Annotated in this window: 18 protein-coding genes; 11 read left to right on the top strand and 7 right to left on the bottom strand. The window is 74.2% G+C overall.

The features are described 5' to 3' along the window. Window positions 1–61: 61 nt before the first annotated feature. The 5 genes from rimO (at window position 62) to BLS70_RS03285 (ending at window position 3,742) form a co-directional block, all read left to right on the top strand. Window positions 62–1,498, top strand: a complete 1,437-nt coding sequence (gene rimO / locus BLS70_RS03305; protein ID WP_091764032.1) for a 30S ribosomal protein S12 methylthiotransferase RimO — start codon at window positions 62–64, stop codon at window positions 1,496–1,498. Between the two features lie 4 nt (window positions 1,499–1,502). Then, on the top strand, window positions 1,503–2,177 hold the full coding sequence (gene pgsA / locus BLS70_RS03300) for a CDP-diacylglycerol--glycerol-3-phosphate 3-phosphatidyltransferase (protein WP_091764031.1): 675 nt from the start codon (window positions 1,503–1,505) through the stop codon (window positions 2,175–2,177). Beyond that, window positions 2,177–2,641, top strand: a complete 465-nt coding sequence (locus tag BLS70_RS03295) for a CinA family protein (RefSeq protein WP_091764030.1) — start codon at window positions 2,177–2,179, stop codon at window positions 2,639–2,641. Before pgsA ends, BLS70_RS03295 begins: the two co-directional genes overlap by 1 nt. 155 nt (window positions 2,642–2,796) lie before the next feature. Beyond that, a complete protein-coding gene (locus BLS70_RS03290) occupies window positions 2,797–3,213 on the top strand; it encodes a helix-turn-helix domain-containing protein (protein WP_091764255.1) in 417 nt (138 codons plus the stop codon). 28 nt (window positions 3,214–3,241) lie between these two features. Continuing rightward, entirely contained in the window at window positions 3,242–3,742 is a 501-nt protein-coding gene (locus tag BLS70_RS03285) for a TetR family transcriptional regulator (protein ID WP_091764029.1), read from the top strand. A gap of 35 nt (window positions 3,743–3,777) precedes the next feature. Here the strand turns inward: BLS70_RS03285 and BLS70_RS03280 are convergent, their stop codons facing one another. Both BLS70_RS03280 and BLS70_RS03275 read right to left on the bottom strand, forming a co-directional pair. Continuing rightward, on the bottom strand, window positions 3,778–4,251 hold the full coding sequence (locus BLS70_RS03280; protein ID WP_091764028.1) for a GNAT family N-acetyltransferase: 474 nt from the start codon (window positions 4,249–4,251) through the stop codon (window positions 3,778–3,780). Further along, window positions 4,248–5,261 carry a PfkB family carbohydrate kinase gene (locus tag BLS70_RS03275; protein WP_255362203.1) on the bottom strand — a complete coding sequence of 338 codons (1,014 nt, stop codon included), beginning with the start codon at window positions 5,259–5,261 and terminating at the stop codon, window positions 4,248–4,250. The genes BLS70_RS03280 and BLS70_RS03275 overlap by 4 nt, the downstream gene beginning before the upstream one ends. 145 nt (window positions 5,262–5,406) lie before the next feature. On the opposite strand from BLS70_RS03275, the gene BLS70_RS03270 reads away from it, so the two are divergent. Beyond that, window positions 5,407–6,249 carry a PspA/IM30 family protein gene (locus BLS70_RS03270; protein ID WP_091764026.1) on the top strand — a complete coding sequence of 281 codons (843 nt, stop codon included), beginning with the start codon at window positions 5,407–5,409 and terminating at the stop codon, window positions 6,247–6,249. An 84-nt stretch (window positions 6,250–6,333) separates the two neighbouring features. Here the strand turns inward: BLS70_RS03270 and BLS70_RS03265 are convergent, their stop codons facing one another. After that, window positions 6,334–7,191 carry a DNA-formamidopyrimidine glycosylase family protein gene (locus BLS70_RS03265; RefSeq protein WP_091764252.1) on the bottom strand — a complete coding sequence of 286 codons (858 nt, stop codon included), beginning with the start codon at window positions 7,189–7,191 and terminating at the stop codon, window positions 6,334–6,336. 80 nt (window positions 7,192–7,271) lie between these two features. Between BLS70_RS03265 and BLS70_RS03260 the strand changes: the two genes are divergently transcribed. Next, on the top strand, window positions 7,272–8,060 hold the full coding sequence (locus tag BLS70_RS03260; protein ID WP_218122250.1) for an aminoglycoside 3'-phosphotransferase: 789 nt from the start codon (window positions 7,272–7,274) through the stop codon (window positions 8,058–8,060). Window positions 8,061–8,073: 13 nt separating this feature from the next. On the opposite strand, the gene BLS70_RS03255 is transcribed toward BLS70_RS03260, so the two are convergent. Further along, window positions 8,074–12,675: an ATP-dependent helicase gene (locus BLS70_RS03255; protein ID WP_091764025.1), complete on the bottom strand. Its 4,602-nt coding sequence runs from the start codon at window positions 12,673–12,675 to the stop codon at window positions 8,074–8,076. A 122-nt stretch (window positions 12,676–12,797) separates the two neighbouring features. Between BLS70_RS03255 and BLS70_RS03250 the strand changes: the two genes are divergently transcribed. Beyond that, window positions 12,798–14,090, top strand: coding sequence for an MFS transporter (locus BLS70_RS03250; RefSeq protein ID WP_091764024.1), 1,293 nt, complete (start codon window positions 12,798–12,800; stop codon window positions 14,088–14,090). On the opposite strand, the gene BLS70_RS20400 is transcribed toward BLS70_RS03250, so the two are convergent. Further along, entirely contained in the window at window positions 14,075–14,185 is a 111-nt protein-coding gene (locus BLS70_RS20400) for an LPXTG cell wall anchor domain-containing protein (protein WP_143030330.1), read from the bottom strand. The two genes, BLS70_RS03250 and BLS70_RS20400, sit on opposite strands and share 16 nt — an antisense overlap. Before the next feature lie 62 nt (window positions 14,186–14,247). Here BLS70_RS20400 and BLS70_RS03245 point away from each other — a divergent pair, with 62 nt between their 5' ends. From BLS70_RS03245 to BLS70_RS03235, 3 genes are all read left to right on the top strand, one after another. Further along, the gene (locus tag BLS70_RS03245) at window positions 14,248–14,442 is read left to right on the top strand and encodes a DUF3046 domain-containing protein (RefSeq protein WP_091764023.1); all 195 of its coding nucleotides are present in this window, start codon (window positions 14,248–14,250) and stop codon (window positions 14,440–14,442) included. 218 nt (window positions 14,443–14,660) lie between these two features. Then, window positions 14,661–15,692: a recombinase RecA gene (gene recA / locus BLS70_RS03240; protein WP_091764022.1), complete on the top strand. Its 1,032-nt coding sequence runs from the start codon at window positions 14,661–14,663 to the stop codon at window positions 15,690–15,692. 94 nt (window positions 15,693–15,786) lie between these two features. Beyond that, on the top strand, window positions 15,787–16,329 hold the full coding sequence (locus BLS70_RS03235; RefSeq protein ID WP_091764021.1) for a regulatory protein RecX: 543 nt from the start codon (window positions 15,787–15,789) through the stop codon (window positions 16,327–16,329). An 80-nt stretch (window positions 16,330–16,409) separates the two neighbouring features. Here the strand turns inward: BLS70_RS03235 and ctaD are convergent, their stop codons facing one another. After that, window positions 16,410–18,170 carry an aa3-type cytochrome oxidase subunit I gene (gene ctaD / locus BLS70_RS03230; RefSeq protein WP_091764020.1) on the bottom strand — a complete coding sequence of 587 codons (1,761 nt, stop codon included), beginning with the start codon at window positions 18,168–18,170 and terminating at the stop codon, window positions 16,410–16,412. 191 nt (window positions 18,171–18,361) lie between these two features. Next, window positions 18,362–18,841 (bottom strand): hypothetical protein, encoded by a 480-nt coding sequence (locus tag BLS70_RS03225; protein WP_255362202.1) that lies wholly within the window; start codon window positions 18,839–18,841, stop codon window positions 18,362–18,364. Window positions 18,842–18,879 lie beyond the last annotated feature (38 nt).

Raw genomic sequence — 18,879 nt, 5'->3', positions numbered from 1 at the left:
GAGGACAGGGATCACTCCCAGGAGCGGTGGGGACGGCGGTACGGGCGACTACGATGGCCCGGTGACAGCTGCGCCCCACCCTGCCCGGAAGGTGGCGGTGGTGACCCTCGGCTGCGCCCGCAACGAGGTCGACTCCGAGGAGCTGGCCGGCCGGCTGGCCGCCGGTGGCTACGAGCTCATCGACGACGCGGACGCCGCCGACGCCGTGCTGGTGAACACCTGCGGGTTCATCGAGTCGGCCAAGAAGGACTCCGTCGACGCGATCCTGGCCGCCACGGACAGCGGCGCCCCCGTCGTCGCGGTCGGCTGCATGGCCGAGCGCTACGGCTCCGAGCTGGCCGGGGCGCTGCCCGAGGCCACCGTGCTCGGGTTCGACGACTACGCCGAGATCGGGAACCGCCTCGACGACGTCATCGCCGGCCGCCCGCTGGTCCCGCACACCCCGCGCGACCGCCGCACCCTGCTGCCGATCAGCCCCGTCCAGCGCAGCGCCGCACGCGCCGCGGTCGACGCCCCCGCGATCCCCGGCCACGACTGGCTCCGCCGCAAGCGGCTGGCCTCCGGTCCCGTCGCGGCGCTGAAGCTGGCGTCGGGCTGCGACCGCCGCTGCGCCTTCTGCGCGATCCCGACGTTCCGTGGCGCCTTCGTCTCCCGCCCGCCGGCCGAGGTGCTCGGCGAGGCACAGTGGCTGGCGTCGCAGGGCGTCACCGAGCTGGTGCTGGTCAGCGAGAACTCCACGTCCTACGGCAAGGACCTCGGCGACCTCCGCTCCCTGGAGAAGCTGCTGCCAGAGCTGGCCGCCGTCGAGGGCATCGCCCGGGTCCGGGTCGCCTACCTCCAGCCGGCCGAGCTGCGCCCCGGTCTGCTCGAGCTGATCGCCGGCACGCCGGGGGTCGCCCCCTACTTCGACCTGTCCTTCCAGCACTCGTCGCCGTCGCTGCTGCGCCGCATGCGCCGGTTCGGCGGCACCGACGACTTCCTCGCGCTGATCGAGCGCGCGCGGGCACTGGCCCCGGGCGCCGGCTTCCGCACCAACGTCATCCTCGGGTTCCCGGGGGAGACCGAGGACGACGTCGCCGAGCTCGAGCGGTTCCTCACCGAGGGCCGCCTGGACGCCGTCGGCGTGTTCGGCTACTCCGACGAGGAGGGCACCGAGGCCATCGGCCTGCCGGGCAAGCTCGACCAGACCGAGATCGACGCCCGGGTGCGGCGGATCACCGACCTCGTCGAGGAACTCACCGCGCAGCGCGCCGAGGACCGCGTCGGCGAGCACGTCGAGGTGCTGCTCACCGAGGACCTCTCCGCCGAGGAGGGTCCCGGCGTGTGGCTCGGGCACGCCGCCCACCAGGACCCCGACGCCGACGGCACCACGACCGTCGCCGGGGTGCCCGACGGAGCGGTGGCCGGCGAGCTGGTGCCGGCTCTGGTCGTCGGCACCGAGGGCATCGACCTGGTGGCGCGGGCCGTCGTCCCGGCCGTGGCCGGATCTGGTCGGTGAGGGGATGAGCGAGGTGCTGCCCGACCCGGCCGCGACGCCACCGCAGACGGCGCGCCTCGTGAACCTGCCCAACGCGCTGACGGTGCTGCGCCTGGCCGTCGTCCCGGTGTTCGCCTACCTGCTCCTCCACGACGAGGGTCTCGACGACGCCGGCCGCTACTGGGCCACCCTGGTGTTCGCGCTCGCGATCATCACCGACCGGTACGACGGGATGATCGCCCGGCGCACCGGTCAGGTGACCGAGTTCGGCAAGCTGGCCGACCCGATCGCCGACAAGGCGCTCACCGGCACCGCCCTCATCGGGTTGTCCGCGCTGGGGATGCTGCCCTGGTGGGTGACCTGGGTGATCCTCGTCCGCGAGGTCGGCGTCACGGTGCTGCGCTTCTGGGTCATCCGGCACGGGGTGATCGCGGCCAGCCGCGGCGGCAAGGCGAAGACCGTCGCCCAGGCGCTGGCCATCGGGCTCTACATCCTGCCGCTCACCGGCCTGCTGGCCACCGCGCGGTGGTGGGTGATGGCGCTCGCCCTGGCGCTGACCGTCCTCAGCGGTCTGGACTACGTCGTCCGGGCCCTGCGGCTGCGCCGGACCAGTGCCCGTGCGATGAAGGCCGCGGCCGCCCGCCGCTCGGCTGCCGGCAGCGCCGGCGCCGCCGACGAGCGCACCGACACCGCGGCCTGATGCCGGCTGCCGCCGACCTGCACCGGGCCCTGGTGGCGCGCGGTGAGACGGTCGCGGCCGCCGAGTCGCTGACCGCGGGGCTCTTCTGCGCCCTCCTGGCCGAGGTGCCGGGGGCCAGCGCGACGTTGCGCGGGGGCGTAGTCGTCTACGCCACCGACCTCAAGACCGCGCTCGCCGGCGTCCCGGCCGACCTGCTCGCCGAGCACGGTCCGGTGAGCCGGCCGACCGCCGCAGCTCTGGCCGAGGGCGTCCGGGACCGGTGCTCGGCGACGTGGGGCGTCGGGCTCACCGGTGTCGCCGGCCCCGCCCCCGTCGACGGGCACGGACCCGGCCGCGTCTACGTCGGCATCTCCGACGGGCAGCGGACCGACGTCGTGGAGCTGGACCTGCCGGGGGACCGGGCGGCCGTGCGCGGCGCGGCCGTCGCCGCCGCCATGGACGCCCTGCTCGACCGGCTCGGCTGAGCGAGCTGCGGGAACGCCCACCGGGGTGTTCGCGTTACGCCCTGAGAGGACGCGAGCCCGGTGGGCCAGCCACCGGACCGAGCGCCAAGTACCGTGAGCGCACGGCGCTCGACGAGGGCGCCGGCCTTCCCCGCTCGCAGGACAGGAGAGTGGCCATGTTGCTGCTGCGTACCCAGCTAGGGAGCACCCTGCGGGGTCACCGGCTGCGTCAGCGCCGGACGCTGCGCGACGTCTCGGGTGCTGCCCGGGTCAGCCTCGGCTACCTCTCCGAGGTCGAGCGCGGGCAGAAGGAGGCGTCCTCCGAGCTGCTGGCCTCCATCTGCGACGCCCTGGACGTCGAGCTGGCGGACCTGCTCGCCGAGGTGAGCCTGGAGATGCGCGTGGCCGGTGCCGGTGGCGTCCGCTCCCTCGCGCCGTCCGCCCCGGCCCAGGCCGCCGACGCGGCGGTCGCCGCCGAGCAGCCGGCCGTCGAGGAGACCGCGGTTCCCGCGGCCGAGCCCGCCCTGGCCCTCGTCGGGGGTCCGGCCCGCTCCGCCCTCCGCCGCGGCGAAACGGTCTCGCTCGCCGCCTGATGCGTCTGTGCGTCTCCCGGCCGCAGTCGTGAATCCCACGCGGCGCGGCCTGCTCGAGGGTGCGGCGCGGGCCTTCGCCGAGAACGGCGTCCGGCGCAGCACCATGCAGTCCGTGGCGGCCGCGGCCGGGGTCGCCAAGGCCACGCTGTACAACCACTTCCGGACCAAGGACGACGTCGCCCGCGCGCTGCTCGCGGCGGAACTCGACCGGCTCACCGACCTGGCCGCTGCCCGACCGCCCGGCGAGGCGCTCGCCGCTCTCTCCGACGAGCTGGGGGGCCATCCGGTGCTGCGCCGGCTGGCCGAGGTCGAGCCCGACCTGCTCGCGGGGCTGCTCGCCGTCGACGCCGCGCGCTGGGCGGCGCTCCGGGACCGGCTGGCCGCCGCTCTGCGGACCGATGCCGACGGCGCCGACCTGGCCGCCCGCTGGCTGCTCGGCGTGGTGGTCCAGCCGGGGCGGTCGATGGACCGGCACCGCCACGCCGCCCGGCTGGCCGCGGCCCTGACCGCCGCCCCCGCTGACGCCTGAACCCGGTCGGCAGCACCCTCCGGCGCTCGCCCGGGTCAGGCCGGGAGCAGCGACCGGGTGAGGACGACCCGATCGGCGCCCGAGCCGGCATGGTTCCGCGAGAGGTGGGCGCCGGCCCCGAGCGACGTGTGGAACGCGAGCGCCACCTCGTTGTCCGGTCGGGTCACCGCCTGTACGACGCGCGCGCCGGTGCTCACGGCCAGCTCGTCGAACCAGCGGCACAGCCGCCGGCCGAGCGCAGATCGCCGGTGGTCGTCCCGCACCGCGAGGAGGTGCAGGTAGGCCAGCCTGTCCGCGGTCACGACACCGAGGACGTACCCCACGTCCTCGCCGCCGGCGTCCATGGCGAGGGCGCCGAACCCGCCGAACTGGTGGAACCAGACCGGATGGTGCAGCGACCGGGTGTCGGTGTCCCAGAAGCGGTCGTGCCGTTCGAGCAGGCGGGCCCGGACGGGGGTCGCCGACAGCTCCGACAGGCCGACGATCCGCACGTCCCCAGCGGCGGTCACAGGGCGGCGCGCGCCGCGTCGACCTCGGCGCGCGTGGGCGGGTCGGCGCCGACCCGGGTGCAGTTCAGGGCGGCGACGAGCGCGGCGTCGTCGACGAGGTCGAGCAGCCGGTCGTCGTCCAGCGCCTCGAGGGCCGCCCGGTCGGTGATCCCGGCCGCGAGCAGCCCGCTGAGCAGCCCGGCGGCCAGGGAGTCTCCGGCGCCCACGGTGTCGGCCACCTCGACCCGGGGGGACTCCCGGTGCAGCACCGGATTCCCCGGCCGGGCAATCCGCAGGGGCGCGCCGCCGTCGGTGAGCAGTACCAGGGCCGGTCCGCGGGCCGCCCACCGCCGGGCGACGTCGTCCAGGTCGCCGGCGTCGGGCTCCAGCCACGCCAGGTCCTCGGCGCTGACCTTGACGACGTCGGCGTGCGCCACGAGGCGGTCCAGGCGAGCGGTGACCGACGCGCGGTCGTTGCCCAGCGTGGCGCCGACCGGGCCGTCGGCCAGCGGGGGCCGGATGTTGGGGTCGACGCTGATCAGGGCACGGCCGGCGAGCCGGTCGACCAGCGCGGCGATCACGTCGGCGCCCGGCCGGGTCCAGCTGGAGATGGAGCCCACGTGCAGCACGGCGGTGCCCTCGGGCACCGACCGGGCCAGCTCCTCGTCGGTCCACTGCCAGTCGGCCGCCCCCAGCACGTGGAAGCCGTAGTCCGGGGACCCGTCGGGGTGCAGCCCGATGACCGCCAGGCTCACCGGCTCGGCGGCGTCGACGAAGCCGCCGACGTCCACCCCGGCGAGCTCGGCGTGCCTGCGCAGGGCGGCGCCCAGCGGGCCGGTGCCCAGCCGTGCCACCAGCGCCACCGGGGCGCCCAGTCGGCCGGCCGCCACCGCGACGTTCAGGGCGTTGCCGCCCGGGCGCGCGACGTACTGAGGCGCGGTCCCCTCGGGGCCCGAGCCGGCTTCCGGGACGGGCAGCAGGTCGACGACCAGCTCGCCCAGGACGCACAGGGTGGGAGTCGGTGCGGGCACGGACCAACCGTAGGTGGCTGCGTCCCTCTCCACCGTCCGTGTCGACCCGTTGGCCAGCCATGGCACCCACCTGGGACGATGGTGACGACGAACACCGCCGCGCCGGCCACCCATCCCCGGCTTCGGTGCCGGAGCAGGAGGAACCATGCCCAACCCGTTCGTGAAGCTGTGGAAGTACCTCACCGCGTCGGCCAACGCGCAGATCGACCAGCGGGCCGATCCGAAGATCCAGATCGCGCAGGCGATCGAGGCCGAGCAGCAACGGCACCAGTCGCTGGCCAACCAGGCCGCCGCCGTGCTCGGCAACCAGCGTCAGCTCGAGATGCGGCTCAACCGGCAGCTGGGCGAGGTCGAGAAGCTCCAGTCCTCGGCGCGCCAGGCGCTCACCCTCGCCGACAAGACCCGCGCCGCCGGTGACGCCGCCAAGGCCGCCGAGTACGAGAACGCCGCCCAGGCCTTCGCCACCCAGCTCGTCGCCGCCGAGCAGTCCATGGAGGACCTCAAGCGCAGCCACGACGAGGCGCTGCAGGCCGCGGAGCAGGCCCGCGGTGCGGTCGAGCAGAGCCGCATGCGGCTGCAGACGACGCTGGCCGAGCGGACCAAGCTGATGAGCCAGCTCGAGCAGGCCAAGATGCAGGAGCACGTGGCGAGCTCGCTCAAGCAGGTCAACGAGCTCTCGGCGCCGGGGAACACCCCCAGCTTGTCCGAGGTCCGCGACAAGATCGAGGCCCGCTACGCCAACGCCCTCGGGCAGGCGGAGTTGGCGCAGAGCTCGGTCGAGGGCCGGATGCTCGAGGTCGAGAAGGCCACCCTCGACGTGGCCGGCGCCTCGCGGCTGGACCAGATCCGCGCGTCCATGGGCGGCGGAACGCAGGCGGTCGAGAGCGGCGCACCGGCGGCGGCCCTCGAGCAGGGGTCGCCCGCCGCTCAGCAGCAGTCGGCCGAGCAGCGGCAGGCGCAGCCGGTCGAGCGGCCCGAGCCGGCCTGATCACCGGCGCCCCCTTCGGGCGCGCACGCCGTCGTGGGCGGTCTCCGGTTCCCCGGAGGCCGCCCGCGCCGCGTCAGGGATGGATCAGCCGGGCGTCGCCAGCGGCCGCGGCCGCCCCGGCTCACCGGTGCGGGCCAGCGGGTCGATCGGGGCGTCCGTCGCCTGGCAGCGGGGGCACCAGTAGGTCACCCGCTCCTGCGTGTGGGGCCCCTGGTCGCCCATGAGGACGGGAGTGCGGCAGCGCCGGCAGGGCTTGCCCTTGCGGCCGTAGACCCAGTGGTCCTGGCCGCGGCGCAGATCGCCCGTGGTGCTCTGCTCCGGGTGGTCGCGGTTGGCGAGCATCAGGGTGCGGGCGCGGGTCACGAGCGGTTCGAGCTTGGCGTCCATGTCGGCCACCCGGGCCCAGGGATGCACCCCGCAGAGGAACAGCGACTCGACCTTGTAGAGGTTGCCGGGGCCGCACAGGTTGCGCTGGTCGAGGATGGCGACGCCGACCTGCTCGTCGGGGTGCGACCGGAGCCGGCGCAGCGCCTCCTCCAGATCCCAGTCCGGCCCGAGGACGTCGGGCCCCAGGTGCCCGACCAGCCGGCCCTCGTCGCTGGTGGGGACGATCTCGACGTCGTGCAGCCGGTAGCCGACGCACTCCCACTCGTCGGTGGCCAGCACCACACGGACGTCATAGCCGGGCCCGCCGCGCCAGCGCGCGCCCGGCCGGTAGATGTGCCAGCTGCCGTCCATCCGGTAGTGCGTCCGGAGCGTGCGCTCGTCGGCCAGCCGGATGAGCATGTGCTTGCCGCGGGGGACCACCTCGCGGACGGTGGCGCCCGCGAGGTCGAGGGCGGCCAGCTGCGGCAGGCGGAACTCGCCCCTGCGCAGGGTGGCGCCGGCCAGCGCCTGGTTCATGCGCTTGGCCGCCAACCAGACGGTGTCTCCTTCGGGCACGACGACCATGATCCTCTGCGGATCGCGACGGCGCCGGTGATCGGGCCGCCCGTGCCTGTGAGCGTGGCAGCATCCGCGGGGTGATCGCGGGGCGACCGGCCGAGCCGGTGGAGGTGCCGGCGTCCGTCGCCGCCGTGGTCGGGACCGCGCAGCTCACTCCGGTCTGGCGGAACCAGCTCGGCGGCCTCACCTGGGAGCTCGGCGACGGTCCGCAGCGGCGGTTCGTGAAGTGGGCTCCGGCGGGCAGCGGGCTGTCGCTCGGGCGCGAGGTGGAACGGCTGCGCTGGGCCGCCCGGTTCACGCCGGTTCCGGTGGTCCTGGGGCACGGCGCGGACGTCGACGGGGAGTGGCTGCTCACCGCGGGACTGCCGGGCCGCAGTGCCGTCGACCCGCGCTGGCTGGCCGACCCGGGGCCCGCCGTGCACGCGATCGGCGCCGGCCTGCGGGCGCTGCACGACGCCCTGCCGGTGGCCGACTGCCCGTTCGACTGGTCGGCGGGCGCCCGCGTCGCGGCGGTGCGTCCGGCCTCCATGCGTCGGGAGCGGTTCTCGTCGGAGCATGCCGCTCTGTCGCCCGCCGAGGTGCTGGCCAGGCTGGCCGACGTCCCGGACGTCGACCGGCTGGTGGTCTGCCACGGCGACGCCTGCGCGCCGAACACGCTGCTCCGCGACGACGGGCGCTGGTCGGGGCACGTCGACCTCGGGGCGCTGGGCGTGGCCGACCGGTGGGCCGACCTCGCGGTGGCCACCTGGAGCACGGGCTGGAACTACGGGCCGGGGTGGGAGCGCCCGCTGCTGGAGGCGTACGGGATCGAACCCGATCCCGTACGGCTCGCGTACTACCGGCTGCTCTGGGACGCCGATCCGTGAGTCGTCCGGTCGCTCAGCCGCGCAGCCGGAGACCACGGGGGGTGGCGCTGAAGCCGGCGGCCTGGAGCGCCGCGGACAGCGGCGTGGACTCGTGCACGGAGGCGCCGTCGGCCTTCTGGACGACCATGCGGCCCAGCGCGCCCGCGGCGACGGCACTGGACAGGGCCGTCGCCGCCTCCTTGAGCGTCTGCTCGTCCTCGGTCCAGGACAGCAGCGTCTTGCCGCCGCGCTCGACGTAGAGGACCAGCTCGCCGTCGACCAGCACCACCAGCGCTCCGGCCTTGCGTCCCGCGCGGTGCCCGGTGACCTTGCGGGTCGTGCCGGTGCCCTCGCCGAGGTCGACCGCGTCGGTGTCGACAGCCGCCGTCCGGTCGGGCCAGGGCAGTGCGGCGCCGTAGACGTTGGCCGGGTCGGTCGCGGCCAGCACGACGGCACCGCCGGGCAGCCGGTCGGGGGCGGCGAAGCTGCGCAGCCGGTCCACCGAGCCGGGCGTGCCGAACTGCGCGGCGCCGAGGGTCTCGACGAAGTAGCCGCGCCGGGCGCGGCCGTTCTCCTCGAACGCCCGCAGCACCGGGTACACCGCCGGGAAGCCGCCGGCCACCTGCTCGGCCATCACCGCGCCGCGGGTGAGCACGCCGTGCCGCTCGATCAGCGCCTCGGCGCGGGCGGTCGTCCGGCGCGTGGCGTTGGCCTCCCGGTCGGGCAGCCGGGACCAGCGGCCGGCCATCGACGGGGGACCGGAGCGGGTGGGCATCGCGGGGCGGCCGAGCCGGGTGCGGCCCGAGCGCGAGCGTTCCAGCCGGGCCCGGGGCGGAGCGGGCGTCCTCTTGTGCGTGCCGCCGCCGCCCAGCCGGGTGCGCAGCGGCGCCAGGGTGTCGTTGGTGAGCGCGCCGGCCCAGACGAGGTCCCAGACCAGGTCGGCCAGCGCGGTGTCGTCGGTCGCGCCGAGGAGGTCGGACAGGCCGCGGAAGAACAGCGCCTGACCACCGGCGAGGAGGTCGAGCAGCGAGCCGCCGGCCTCCGGCAGCTCCAGCGGTTCGGGCAGCAGGAGGGGGGCGAGGTCGGCCGGCACCAGGCTGATCCAGCCGTCGCCGCCGGGCAGCCCACCGGCGCCGGCCCACAGCACCTCACCGGCGCTGGTGAGCTCGTCGAGCATGGCGGGGGAGTAGTCGCGCACGCGGGTGGGGAGCACGAGGGACTCCAGCGCGCTGGCCGGGACGATGGCGCCGGCCAGCTGCTCGACGACGGCCAGGACGCCGTCGGTGCCGCGCAGCCGGCCGCCGACGCCCTGCCACGAGGGCGAGAAGCGGGCCAGCGTGCCGATCGGCACGGGCTCGACCTCCTGGCGCAGCTTGGCCAGGCTGCGCCGGCGGATCGAGCGCAGCACCTCGGCGTCGCACCACTCCTGGCCTGTGCCGCCGGGCCGGAACTCGCCGGACACGAGCCGGCCGGTGCTGGTCAGACGCTGCAGCGTGGCGGTGACCACGGCGACGCCCAGACCCAGCCGTGCGGCCACCTCCTGAGGCTGGAACGGGCCGTGGGTGCGGGCGTACCGGCCGACGAGATCGCCCAGTGGATCGGCGACCGGCTCGGTGAAGACCTCGGGCACACCCACCGGCAGTGCGGTGCCGAGGGCGTCGCGGAGACGGCCGGCGTCCTCGATGGCGACGTGCCGCTCTTCGCCGGCGATGCGCACCCGGAGTGCACGCCGGGCGTCGACGAGCTCGGCCAGCCACTCCTCGGGCACCCCGCGGGCGGCGGCCTCCGCGACGGTGAGGTCACCCAGTCCCCGCAGCAGGTCCGAGGCGCCGTCCACGTCACGCGGGTGCCGCTGCTGGGGGAGCCGCTGCAGCTCGGACTCGATCTCGGACATCGCGTCGCCGTCGAGCAGCTCGCGCAGCTCGGTCCGGCCCAGCAGCTCGGCGAGCAGGCCGGTGTCCAGGGCCAGCGCCTGCGCGCGGCGCTCGGCCAGCGGGGCGTCGCCCTCGTAGAGGAACTGCCCGACGTACCCGAACAGGAGCGACTGGGCGAATGGCGAGGCGGTCTCGGTCTGCACGTCGGCCACCCGCACGCGGCGGGACCGCACGTCGCGCATCAGCTCGACCAGGCCGGGCACGTCGTAGACGTCCTGCAGCACCTCGCGGGCGGCCTCGAGGGTGATGGGGAAGGAGGCGAACTCGCTGGCGACCGACAGCAGCTGGGCCGCGCGTTGGCGCTGCTGCCACAGCGGGGTGCGCCGGCGCGGGTCGCGACGGGGGAGGAGCAGGGCCCGGGCGGCGCACTCGCGGAACCGGCTGGCGAACAGCGCCGAGGTGCCCACCTCCGCGGTCACCTCGCGCTCGACGTCGTCCGGGTCGAGCACCGCGAGGTCCGCCTCCGGCGGTTCGCCGGTGGTGTCGGGGAGCCGCAGCACGATGCCGTCGTCCGAGTGCATCGAGGCGACGTCCACCCCGTACCGCTCGCGCAGCCGGGCGGCCAGCACCAGCGCCCAGGGGGCGTTCACCTGGGCGCCGAAGGGGGAGTGGACGACCAGCCGCCAGTCGCCCAGCTCGTCGCGGAACCGCTCGACGAGCAGCGTGCGGTCGTCGGGGAGGTGGCCGGTTGCCGCCTTCTGCTCGGTCAGGTACGTGAGCAGGTTCGCCGCGCCCCACTCGTCCAGGCCGGCGGCCCGGGCGCGCTCGAGGCCGGCCTCGGGCGTCGCCGTCCCGACCTCGCGCAGGAACGCGCCGAGCGCCCGGCCCAGTTCCAGCGGCCGGCCGGGAGCGTCCCCGTGCCAGAACGGCATCTTGCCCGGCTGCCCGGGCGCCGGGGTGACGAGCACGCGGTCGTGCGTGATGTCCTCGATGCGCCAGGAGGACGAGCCCAGGAGGAAGACGTCGCCCACGCGGGACTCGTAGACCATCTCCTCGTCCAGCTCGCCGACCCGCCGTCCGCCGGTGCCCTCACCGCCCACCAGGAAGACGCCGAACAGGCCGCGGTCGGGGATCGTGCCGCCGCTGGTGACGGCCAGCCGCTGCGCGCCGGCCCGCGCGGTCAGCGTGTCGGTGACGCGGTCCCACGTCAGGCGGGGGCGCAGCTCGGCGAAGGCATCGGAGGGGTAGCGCCCGGCCAGCATGTCGAGGACGGCGTGCAGGGCGGACTCCGGCAGCGAGCTGAAGGCCGCGGACCGGCGCACCACCGCGGCGACCTCGTCGACGGTCCGTGGGCGCTCGGAGACGATGGCCACGATCTGCTGGGCCAGCACGTCGAGCGGGTTGCGCAGGTAGCGGATGGACTCGATCGCGCCCGCCTTCATGCGCTCGGCGACCAGCGCGCACTGCACCAGGTCGCCGCGGTACTTGGGGAACAGCACGCCCCGGCTGACCGCCCCGACCTGGTGCCCCGCCCGTCCGACGCGCTGCAGGCCGGCCGCGACCGTCGGCGGTGACTCCACCTGGACGACGAGGTCGACCGCGCCCATGTCGATGCCGAGTTCGAGGCTGGAGGTGGCGACGACGGCGGGCAGCCGCCCGGACTTCAGCGCCTCCTCGACGATCGCCCGCTGCTCGCGGGACACCGATCCGTGGTGGGCCGCGGCGACCGGCTGGAAGTCGTCGGGCATGCCACCGCCGGAGCCCGCCTGCGCCATCAGCGCGGCCGCGTTGGTGCCAGGCGGAACGGGCTCTCCTGTGGCGCGTTCGTAGGCGAGCTCGTTGAGCCGGCTGGTGAGCCGTTCGGCCAGCCGGCGGGAATTGGCGAAGACGATGGTGCTGCGGTGGGCCTCCACCAGGTCCAGCACCCGCTCCTCGACCGCCGGCCAGATGGAGCTGCGCGGCTGGTTGCCGGCGGCCGAGCCCTCGAGCTCGCCGGTGGGCTGGCCCAGCTCGCCCATGTCCTCGACGGGGACGACCACGGACAGGTTCCACTGCTTGGTCGAGGCGGGCGCCACGACGCGCACCGGCCGGCCGCCGGTGAGGAAGGTCGACACCTCCTCGATCGGCCGCACGGTGGCGGACAGGCCGATCCGCTGGGCGGGGCGCTCCAGCAGCTCGTCGAGCCGGTCGAGGGTGACGGCGAGGTGTGCGCCGCGCTTGGTGTGGGCGACGGCGTGCACCTCGTCGAGGATGACCGTCTCCACCCCGCGCAGCGCCTCGCGGGCGGCGCTGGTCATCAGCAGGAACAGCGACTCGGGCGTGGTGATCAGGATGTCGGTGGGGCGCTTGGCGAACGCGCGACGCTCGTCGGCCGGGGTGTCGCCGGACCGGATGCCGACGCGGATCTCCGGGCGGGGGAGGTCGAGCCGGGCCGCGGCCTGGCCGATGCCCGTCAGCGGAGCCCGCAGGTTGCGCTCCACGTCGACCGCCAGCGCCTTCAGCGGGGAGACGTAGAGCACGCGGCACCGGGACTGCTCGTCCACCGGCTGCGTCGTGCTGAGCCGGTCGAGGGACCACAGGAACGCCGCGAGGGTCTTCCCGGAGCCGGTGGGCGCGACCACGAGGGCGTGCTCGCCGCTGCTGATGGCGTCCCACGCGCCGTCCTGCGCCGCCGTGGGCTGCTGGAACGCACCGGTGAACCACGCCCGGGTCGGCTCGGAGAACCGGTCGAGCGTCGAGGCGGAGGTCTGGCGGGAGGCCACGGAGCCAGTGTCCCCGCGGGGTACGACAGTTCGCCGGTCGGAGCGGTCCCCACCACCCGACCGGGCTGCGCCGGCGGCGAAAGCGACTCGGCCCGCGGGCGCCCGTGCGGCAGACTCCGCGCATGCGACCGTCGGCAGGGCCTGCTGCACCGGGCGTCCGGGACGTCCCCGACGTCGCCGCGGTGCAACGACGGACCGTGCGCGTGCTCGGTGGCAGCGTCGCACTCGCCGGCCTCGGCGTCACCATCGGGATCACCGCGGGCGGCCTGCTGGCGCGTGACGTGGCCGGCACCGACAGCGCCTCCGGCCTCGGCCAGACCGCCGGCGTGCTGGGTGCGGCGGTCCTGGCCGTCCCACTCGCCCGGATCAGCAGCTCCGCCGGCCGGCGCGCGGGACTGGCCGTCGGCTACGCGGTGAGCGTCCTGGGTGCGGTCATCACGGTCGTGGCGGCCGCCGCTTCCTCACTGCTCCTCCTGGTGGCCGGGCTCTTCCTCTTCGGTGCGGCCACGGCCTGCGGCCTGCAGGCGCGCTACGCGGCGGCCGACCTGGCCGCACCCGAGCAGCGCGGTCGGGCGCTGTCGATGGTGGTGTGGGCGACGACCGTCGGCTCGGTCCTGGGTCCCAACCTGGCGGCACCGGGGGCGGATGTGGGCACCGCTCTCGGTCTCCCCGCCCTCGCCGGGGCCTTCCTCGTCTCGGCCGTCGTCTTCGCCGTCGTCGCCCTCGTCCTGCTCGCGCTGCTCCGGCCCGATCCGCTGGTGCTCGCCCGGCGGCTGGGTGGCGGCACGGGGGCACCTCCGCCGCGGACGGCCACCCGGCCGGCGCTGCGCGCCGTGTGGGCGACGCCGGCCGGTCGGCTCGGCCTGACGTCCGTGGTCGTCGCCCACTCGGTGATGGTCGGCGTCATGGTGATGACGCCGGTGCACATGGGTCACGCCGGAGGCAGCGAGGAAACCGTCCTGCGGGTGGTGGGGCTGGTCATCAGCGTGCACGTGGCCGGCATGTACCTGTTCTCCCCGCTGGTCGGCGCGCTCGCCGACCGCGTCGGGGCCCCCACGGTCGTGGCTCTGGGCGGCGTCCTGCTGCTGGTTGCCACAGCCGTGTCGGGGACCGCCGGGCCGTCGAGCTCGGTGCAGCTCGGTATCGGGCTCCTGCTGCTCGGGCTGGGGTGGTCCTGCGGCCTGATCGCCGGCTCCACGCTGGTGACGGCGTCCGTGGGCGCCGACCTGCGTCCCACCGCCCAGGGCGGCACCGACCTGCTGATGGGTCTGGGTGCGGCGCTGTCGGGCGCGGTGGGCGGACCGCTCCTGGCCTGGGGTGGCTTCGAGCTGGTGTCGGGCGTCTCGGCGGCGCTGGTCCTCCCGCTCGCCGTGATCTGGGCGTCGGTCGCCCTGCGACCTCAGCGGCCTCGGTAGTTCCTCACCAGCAGTACGAGCGACGCCAGCAGTGCGGCGATCACGGCCAGCTGCAGCACGACGTCGAGCGTCTCGGACCCGGTGCTGGGAACCATCGCAGCAGCCTAGGCGCGCCCGGCTGCGGCGGGCATCCGGCGAGGCGCGCTAGCGTCGAGGGGTGCGCCTGCAGGAGTTCTGGTCCCGACTGGACCACCAGTTCGGGGCGATGCGCGCCCAGAGCGTGTCCCGCGACCACCTCTTCTCCGAGCTGGGCGGGCGGAGCGCGGTGGAGGCGATCGACGCCGGCGTCCCGGTGCGGAGGGTCTGGCTGGCCATCTGCGACGCCTACGACGTGCCGCCCAAGGAGCGCTGAGCCCGCTCGGCCCCGGGTCGTCCGGTACCGGTGTGGCCGGTGGTCCGGGCACCTCAGGACGCGGGCGTGTCGGCCTGGCAGTCGAACAGGTGTTCGGCCTACAGTGGCGTCCACAGGCGACCGGGATCTCCACAACTCCGGTCACGACCCGAGAACTGTCGGTGGCTCGTCCTAGCGTCGGTCCCGACCCGCTTCCCGCGAAACCGAAGGTGACCACCATGGCGACACTCGACCGCGACAAGGCCCTCGACATGGCCCTCGCCCAGATCGACAAGCAGTTCGGCAAGGGCTCGGTCATGCGCCTGGGCGACAGCCCCGAGGTGGCCATGAAGGTCATCCCGACCGGCTCCATCGCCCTCGACATCGCGCTGGGCATCGGCGGCCTCCCCCGCGGCCGCGTCGTGGAGGTCTACGGCCCGGAGTCCTCCGGTAAGACGACCGTCGCGCTGCATGCCGTGGCCAACGCGCAGGCCGCCGGCGGCATCGCCGCCTTCATCGATGCAGAGCACGCGCTCGACCCCGAGTACGCCCGCGCCATCGGCGTGGACACCGACGCCCTGCTGGTCAGCCAGCCGGACACCGGTGAGCAGGCCCTCGAGATCGCCGACATGCTGATCCGCTCCGGTGCGCTCGACATCCTCGTCATCGACTCGGTCGCCGCCCTGGTGCCCCGCGCAGAGATCGAGGGCGAGATGGGTGACAGCCACGTGGGTCTGCAGGCCCGGCTGATGAGCCAGGCGCTGCGCAAGATCACCGGTGCCCTGAGCAACTCCGGGACGACGGCGATCTTCATCAACCAGCTGCGCGAGAAGGTCGGCGTCGTCTACGGCTCGCCCGAGGTGACCACCGGTGGTCGTGCGCTGAAGTTCTACTCGTCGGTCCGCCTGGACGTCCGCCGCATCGAGACCCTGAAGCAGGGCACCGAGGCCGTCGGAAGCCGGACCCGCGTCAAGGTCGTCAAGAACAAGGTGGCCGCACCCTTCAAGCAGGCCGAGCTCGACATCCTCTGGGGTCAGGGCTTCAGCCGCGAGGGCGGGCTCATCGACGTCGGTGTCGAGCAGGGCTTCGTGAAGAAGTCCGGTGCTTGGTACACCTACGACGGCGACCAGCTCGGTCAGGGCAAGGAGAACTCGCGCAACTTCCTGAAGGACAACCCCGACCTCGCCGACGAGCTCGAGAAGAAGATCAAGGAGAAGCTCGGCATCGGGCCGCAGCTGGACGCCCCGGTGGCCGACCCGGTCGACTTCTGAGCCGCTGGTGACCGATCGATCGGGCGGGCGCCGCCGCGGTCCCGGGAGCTCCTGGGGCACGCGGCGGCGCACTCCCTCGGCTGACGCCGTCGACATGGCGCCCGAGGAGATGGCCGACCCCGAGTCGGTCGCACGGAACCTCTGCTTGCGGGCGCTGACCGGCGCTCCGAAGACCCGACAGCAGTTGGCCGATCTCCTGGCCGACCGCGACGTTCCCGATGACGCCGCGGAGACGGTCCTCGACCGGCTGAGCGACGTCGGGCTGATCGACGACGAGGCCTTCGCCCAGGCGTGGGTCAGTTCCCGCCAGGCCGGACGGGGCCTGGCACGGCGCGCGCTCAAGGCGGAGTTGCGTGCGAAGGGTGTGGACGACGACGTCGCAGCCACGGCCGTCGAGGCGGTCGACGACGACGACGAGCGGGAGACCGCGCGCCGGCTCGTGGAGCGGAAGCTGCCGAGCATGCGGCGGCTCGACCGCGCGACCGCAACCCGGCGCCTGATGGGCATGCTCGCCCGCAAGGGCTACAGCGGAGGGCTGGCTGCCGGCGTCGTGCGCGAGGCCCTCGACGCCGACGGCGCGGATGATGTCGCGGTCGCCGAGTTCGACGAGCTCGACGAGGACGCACTGCTGCCCTGAACCGGCGAGCACGTGGAGAGGCCCGGAACCACGACGGTTCCGGGCCTCTCTGCCGTCGGCCTCCTGTAGGGAGGCTGTTCTCAGGTGGGGTCGGGGTCGTTCGGTCCCTGGCGTCGTCCGGCGCTGCCGCCTATCTCGCTGACCCCGCCGTAGGGCTCGTGCCGCTTGCCGGCGTGCGCCTCGGCCTGGAGCCGGTCGACCAGGTGCGGGTAGTGCGCCTCGAAGGCGGGGCGCTCCGAGCGGATCCGCGGGATCTCCACGAAGTTGTGCCGCGGCGGCGGGGACGACGTCGCCCACTCCAGCGAGTTGCCGTGGCCCCACGGGTCGTCGCGCAGGGCGAGCTTCCCGTACTTCCAGGAGCTGACCACGTTGTAGATGAACGGGATCACCGAGGCGCCCAGCACGAAGCTGAAGATCGTCGAGATCATGTTCAGCGTGGTGAAGGTGTCCGTCGGCAGGTAGTCCACGTACCGGCGCGGCATGCCCTCGTTGCCCAGCCAGTGCTGCACGAGGAACGTGCCGTGGAAGCCCACGAAGGTCATCCAGAACTGCAGCTTCCCCAGCCGCTCGTCCATCATCCGGCCGCACAGCTTCGGGAACCAGAAGTAGATGCCGGCGTAGGCGGCGAACACCACGGTGCCGAAGACGACGTAGTGGAAGTGAGCGACGACGAAGTAGCTGTCGTTGACGTGCCAGTCCAGGGGCGGGGAGGCCAGCAGCACACCGGTCAGGCCGCCCAGCAGGAACGTGACGAGGAAGCCGACGGAGAAGAGCATCGGCGTCTCGAAGGTCATCTGGCCGCGCCACATGGTGCCGATCCAGTTGAAGAACTTCAGCCCGGTGGGCACCGCGATCAGGTAGGTCAGGAACGCGAAGAACGGCAGCAGCACCGCGCCGGTGGCGAACATGTGGTGCGCCCACACGGCCAGCGAGAGGAAGCCGATCGCCAGCGTGGCGCCGACCATGCCCTTGTAGCCGAACAGCGGCTTGCGGGCGAAGACCGGGATGATCTCGGTGACGATGCCGAAGAACGGCAGCGCGATGATGTAGACCTCGGGGTGCCCGAAGAACCAGAAGAGGTGCTGCCACAGCATCGGCCCGCCGTTCTCGCGGGAGTAGATGAGGGCGCCCAGGTTCCGGTCCGCCAGCATGGCCATGAGGGCCGCGGTCAGGATCGGGAAGGCGAGCAGCACCAGGATGCTCGTCACCAGGGTGTTCCAGGTGAAGATCGGCATCCGGAACATCGTCATGCCGGGCGCGCGCAGGCAGACGATCGTGGTGATGAAGTTGACGCCACCGAGGATCGTCCCCAGGCCGCTCACGGCCAGACCGGCGAACCACAGGTTCGCGCCCACACCCGGGCTGTGCACGACGTCGGAGAGCGGGGCGTAGGCGTACCAGCCGAAGTCCGCCGCACCGCCCGGTGTGAGGAGGCCGCTCACGACGATCAGGCTGCCGAACAGGAACAGCCAGAACGACAGGGCGTTCAGCCGCGGGAACGCGACGTCGGGGGAGCCGATCTGCAGCGGCATGATCAGGTTGCCGAAGGCGAAGAACAGCGGCGTCGCGAACATCAGCAGCATCAGCGTGCCGTGCATCGTGACCAGCTGGTTGTACTGCTCCGGCGAGAGGAACTGCAGCCCGGGGCGGCCGAGTTCGGCTCGCATGAGCATGGCCATCAGGCCACCCAGGATGAAGAAGACGAACGACGTCGTCAGGTACATCAGGCCGATGGTCTTGTGGTCGGTCGTGCGCAGCAGGTTCGACAGCCGCGAGCCGGGGCTGGGGGCCGCGGCGGGGCTCGGCCGGCTGACGATCGGCCGTGGGGCGATGGCGGTCATGCGGCGTCTGCCGCGAGTGCGCGGGCGGAGACCCGTCGGTCGGCGGTGCAGATGCCGGACATGGTCGGCCCCCGGAGTTCAGTGACGGCGCGGCGTGCTCGGCTGTTTCGAGCTGCCCCGCCATCGTCGCCCACCCGGGCCGGTTCGGAAACTGGAAGCCGTGTCGCAGGGCGACCTCTCCGGTCCCGGCCTCAGCTCCCCGGGTTCCAGGCGCTCAGGTCGACGGCGGTCCCGCCGTGCGCATCGGCGTCCGCGACCAGCCACGCGGCGTCGCGGACCTGACCGCTGCCCAGCCAGCGGGCGATGTCGAGGGCGAACGCCGACTGCGCCACAGCAGAGGGGGTGCCGACCGCCCCGGCGAAGGTCACGTCGGTCACCTCGCCGTCGGCGGACCGCAGCACCACTCGGCAGCGGGCGCGGCGGTGGCGGGCCGGGGGCACGGCTTCGCGGACGACGGCGGATTCGGCTCCCGCGGCGGCGGCGAACTCCGTCGCGGCGCTCCGCAGCCCGGTGACGAACCGCTGGGCGTCGTCCATGGGAGCGTCCGGCTGGACGAGGGCGAGCGCGAGCGCGCCGGCGCTGGCGACGGTCTCGAGCGGCATCGCACCGTCGATGGCGGTACGCGGAACGGGGGGCAGGCTGCGGCGCCGACCGGCGTGGATGGTCTCCATGGTGACGGACAGTCTCGCCACGCCGCACAGCCGTGTCC

This window comes from Blastococcus aurantiacus (assembly GCF_900102425.1).
Taxonomy (GTDB): Bacteria; Actinomycetota; Actinomycetes; order Mycobacteriales; family Geodermatophilaceae; genus Blastococcus; species Blastococcus aurantiacus.
The sequence above is the reverse complement of the archived record's forward strand: the minus strand, read 5'-3'. Positions and strand labels throughout refer to the sequence as shown.

Excerpts from the sequence above, each read along its gene's own strand:
- pgsA (WP_091764031.1), top strand. The coding sequence starts at position 1,503 with ATGAGCGAGGTGCTGCCCGACCCGGCCGCGACGCCACCGCAGACGGCG.
- BLS70_RS03295 (WP_091764030.1), top strand. The coding sequence starts at position 2,177 with ATGCCGGCTGCCGCCGACCTGCACCGGGCCCTGGTGGCGCGCGGTGAG.
- BLS70_RS03290 (WP_091764255.1), top strand. The coding sequence starts at position 2,797 with ATGTTGCTGCTGCGTACCCAGCTAGGGAGCACCCTGCGGGGTCACCGG.
- BLS70_RS03270 (WP_091764026.1), top strand. The coding sequence starts at position 5,407 with ATGCCCAACCCGTTCGTGAAGCTGTGGAAGTACCTCACCGCGTCGGCC.
- BLS70_RS03250 (WP_091764024.1), top strand. The coding sequence starts at position 12,798 with ATGCGACCGTCGGCAGGGCCTGCTGCACCGGGCGTCCGGGACGTCCCC.
- BLS70_RS20400 (WP_143030330.1), bottom strand. The coding sequence starts at position 14,185 with ATGGTTCCCAGCACCGGGTCCGAGACGCTCGACGTCGTGCTGCAGCTG.
- recA (WP_091764022.1), top strand. The coding sequence starts at position 14,661 with ATGGCGACACTCGACCGCGACAAGGCCCTCGACATGGCCCTCGCCCAG.
- BLS70_RS03235 (WP_091764021.1), top strand. The coding sequence starts at position 15,787 with ATGGCGCCCGAGGAGATGGCCGACCCCGAGTCGGTCGCACGGAACCTC.
- ctaD (WP_091764020.1), bottom strand. The coding sequence starts at position 18,170 with ATGACCGCCATCGCCCCACGGCCGATCGTCAGCCGGCCGAGCCCCGCC.
- BLS70_RS03225 (WP_255362202.1), bottom strand. The coding sequence starts at position 18,841 with ATGGAGACCATCCACGCCGGTCGGCGCCGCAGCCTGCCCCCCGTTCCG.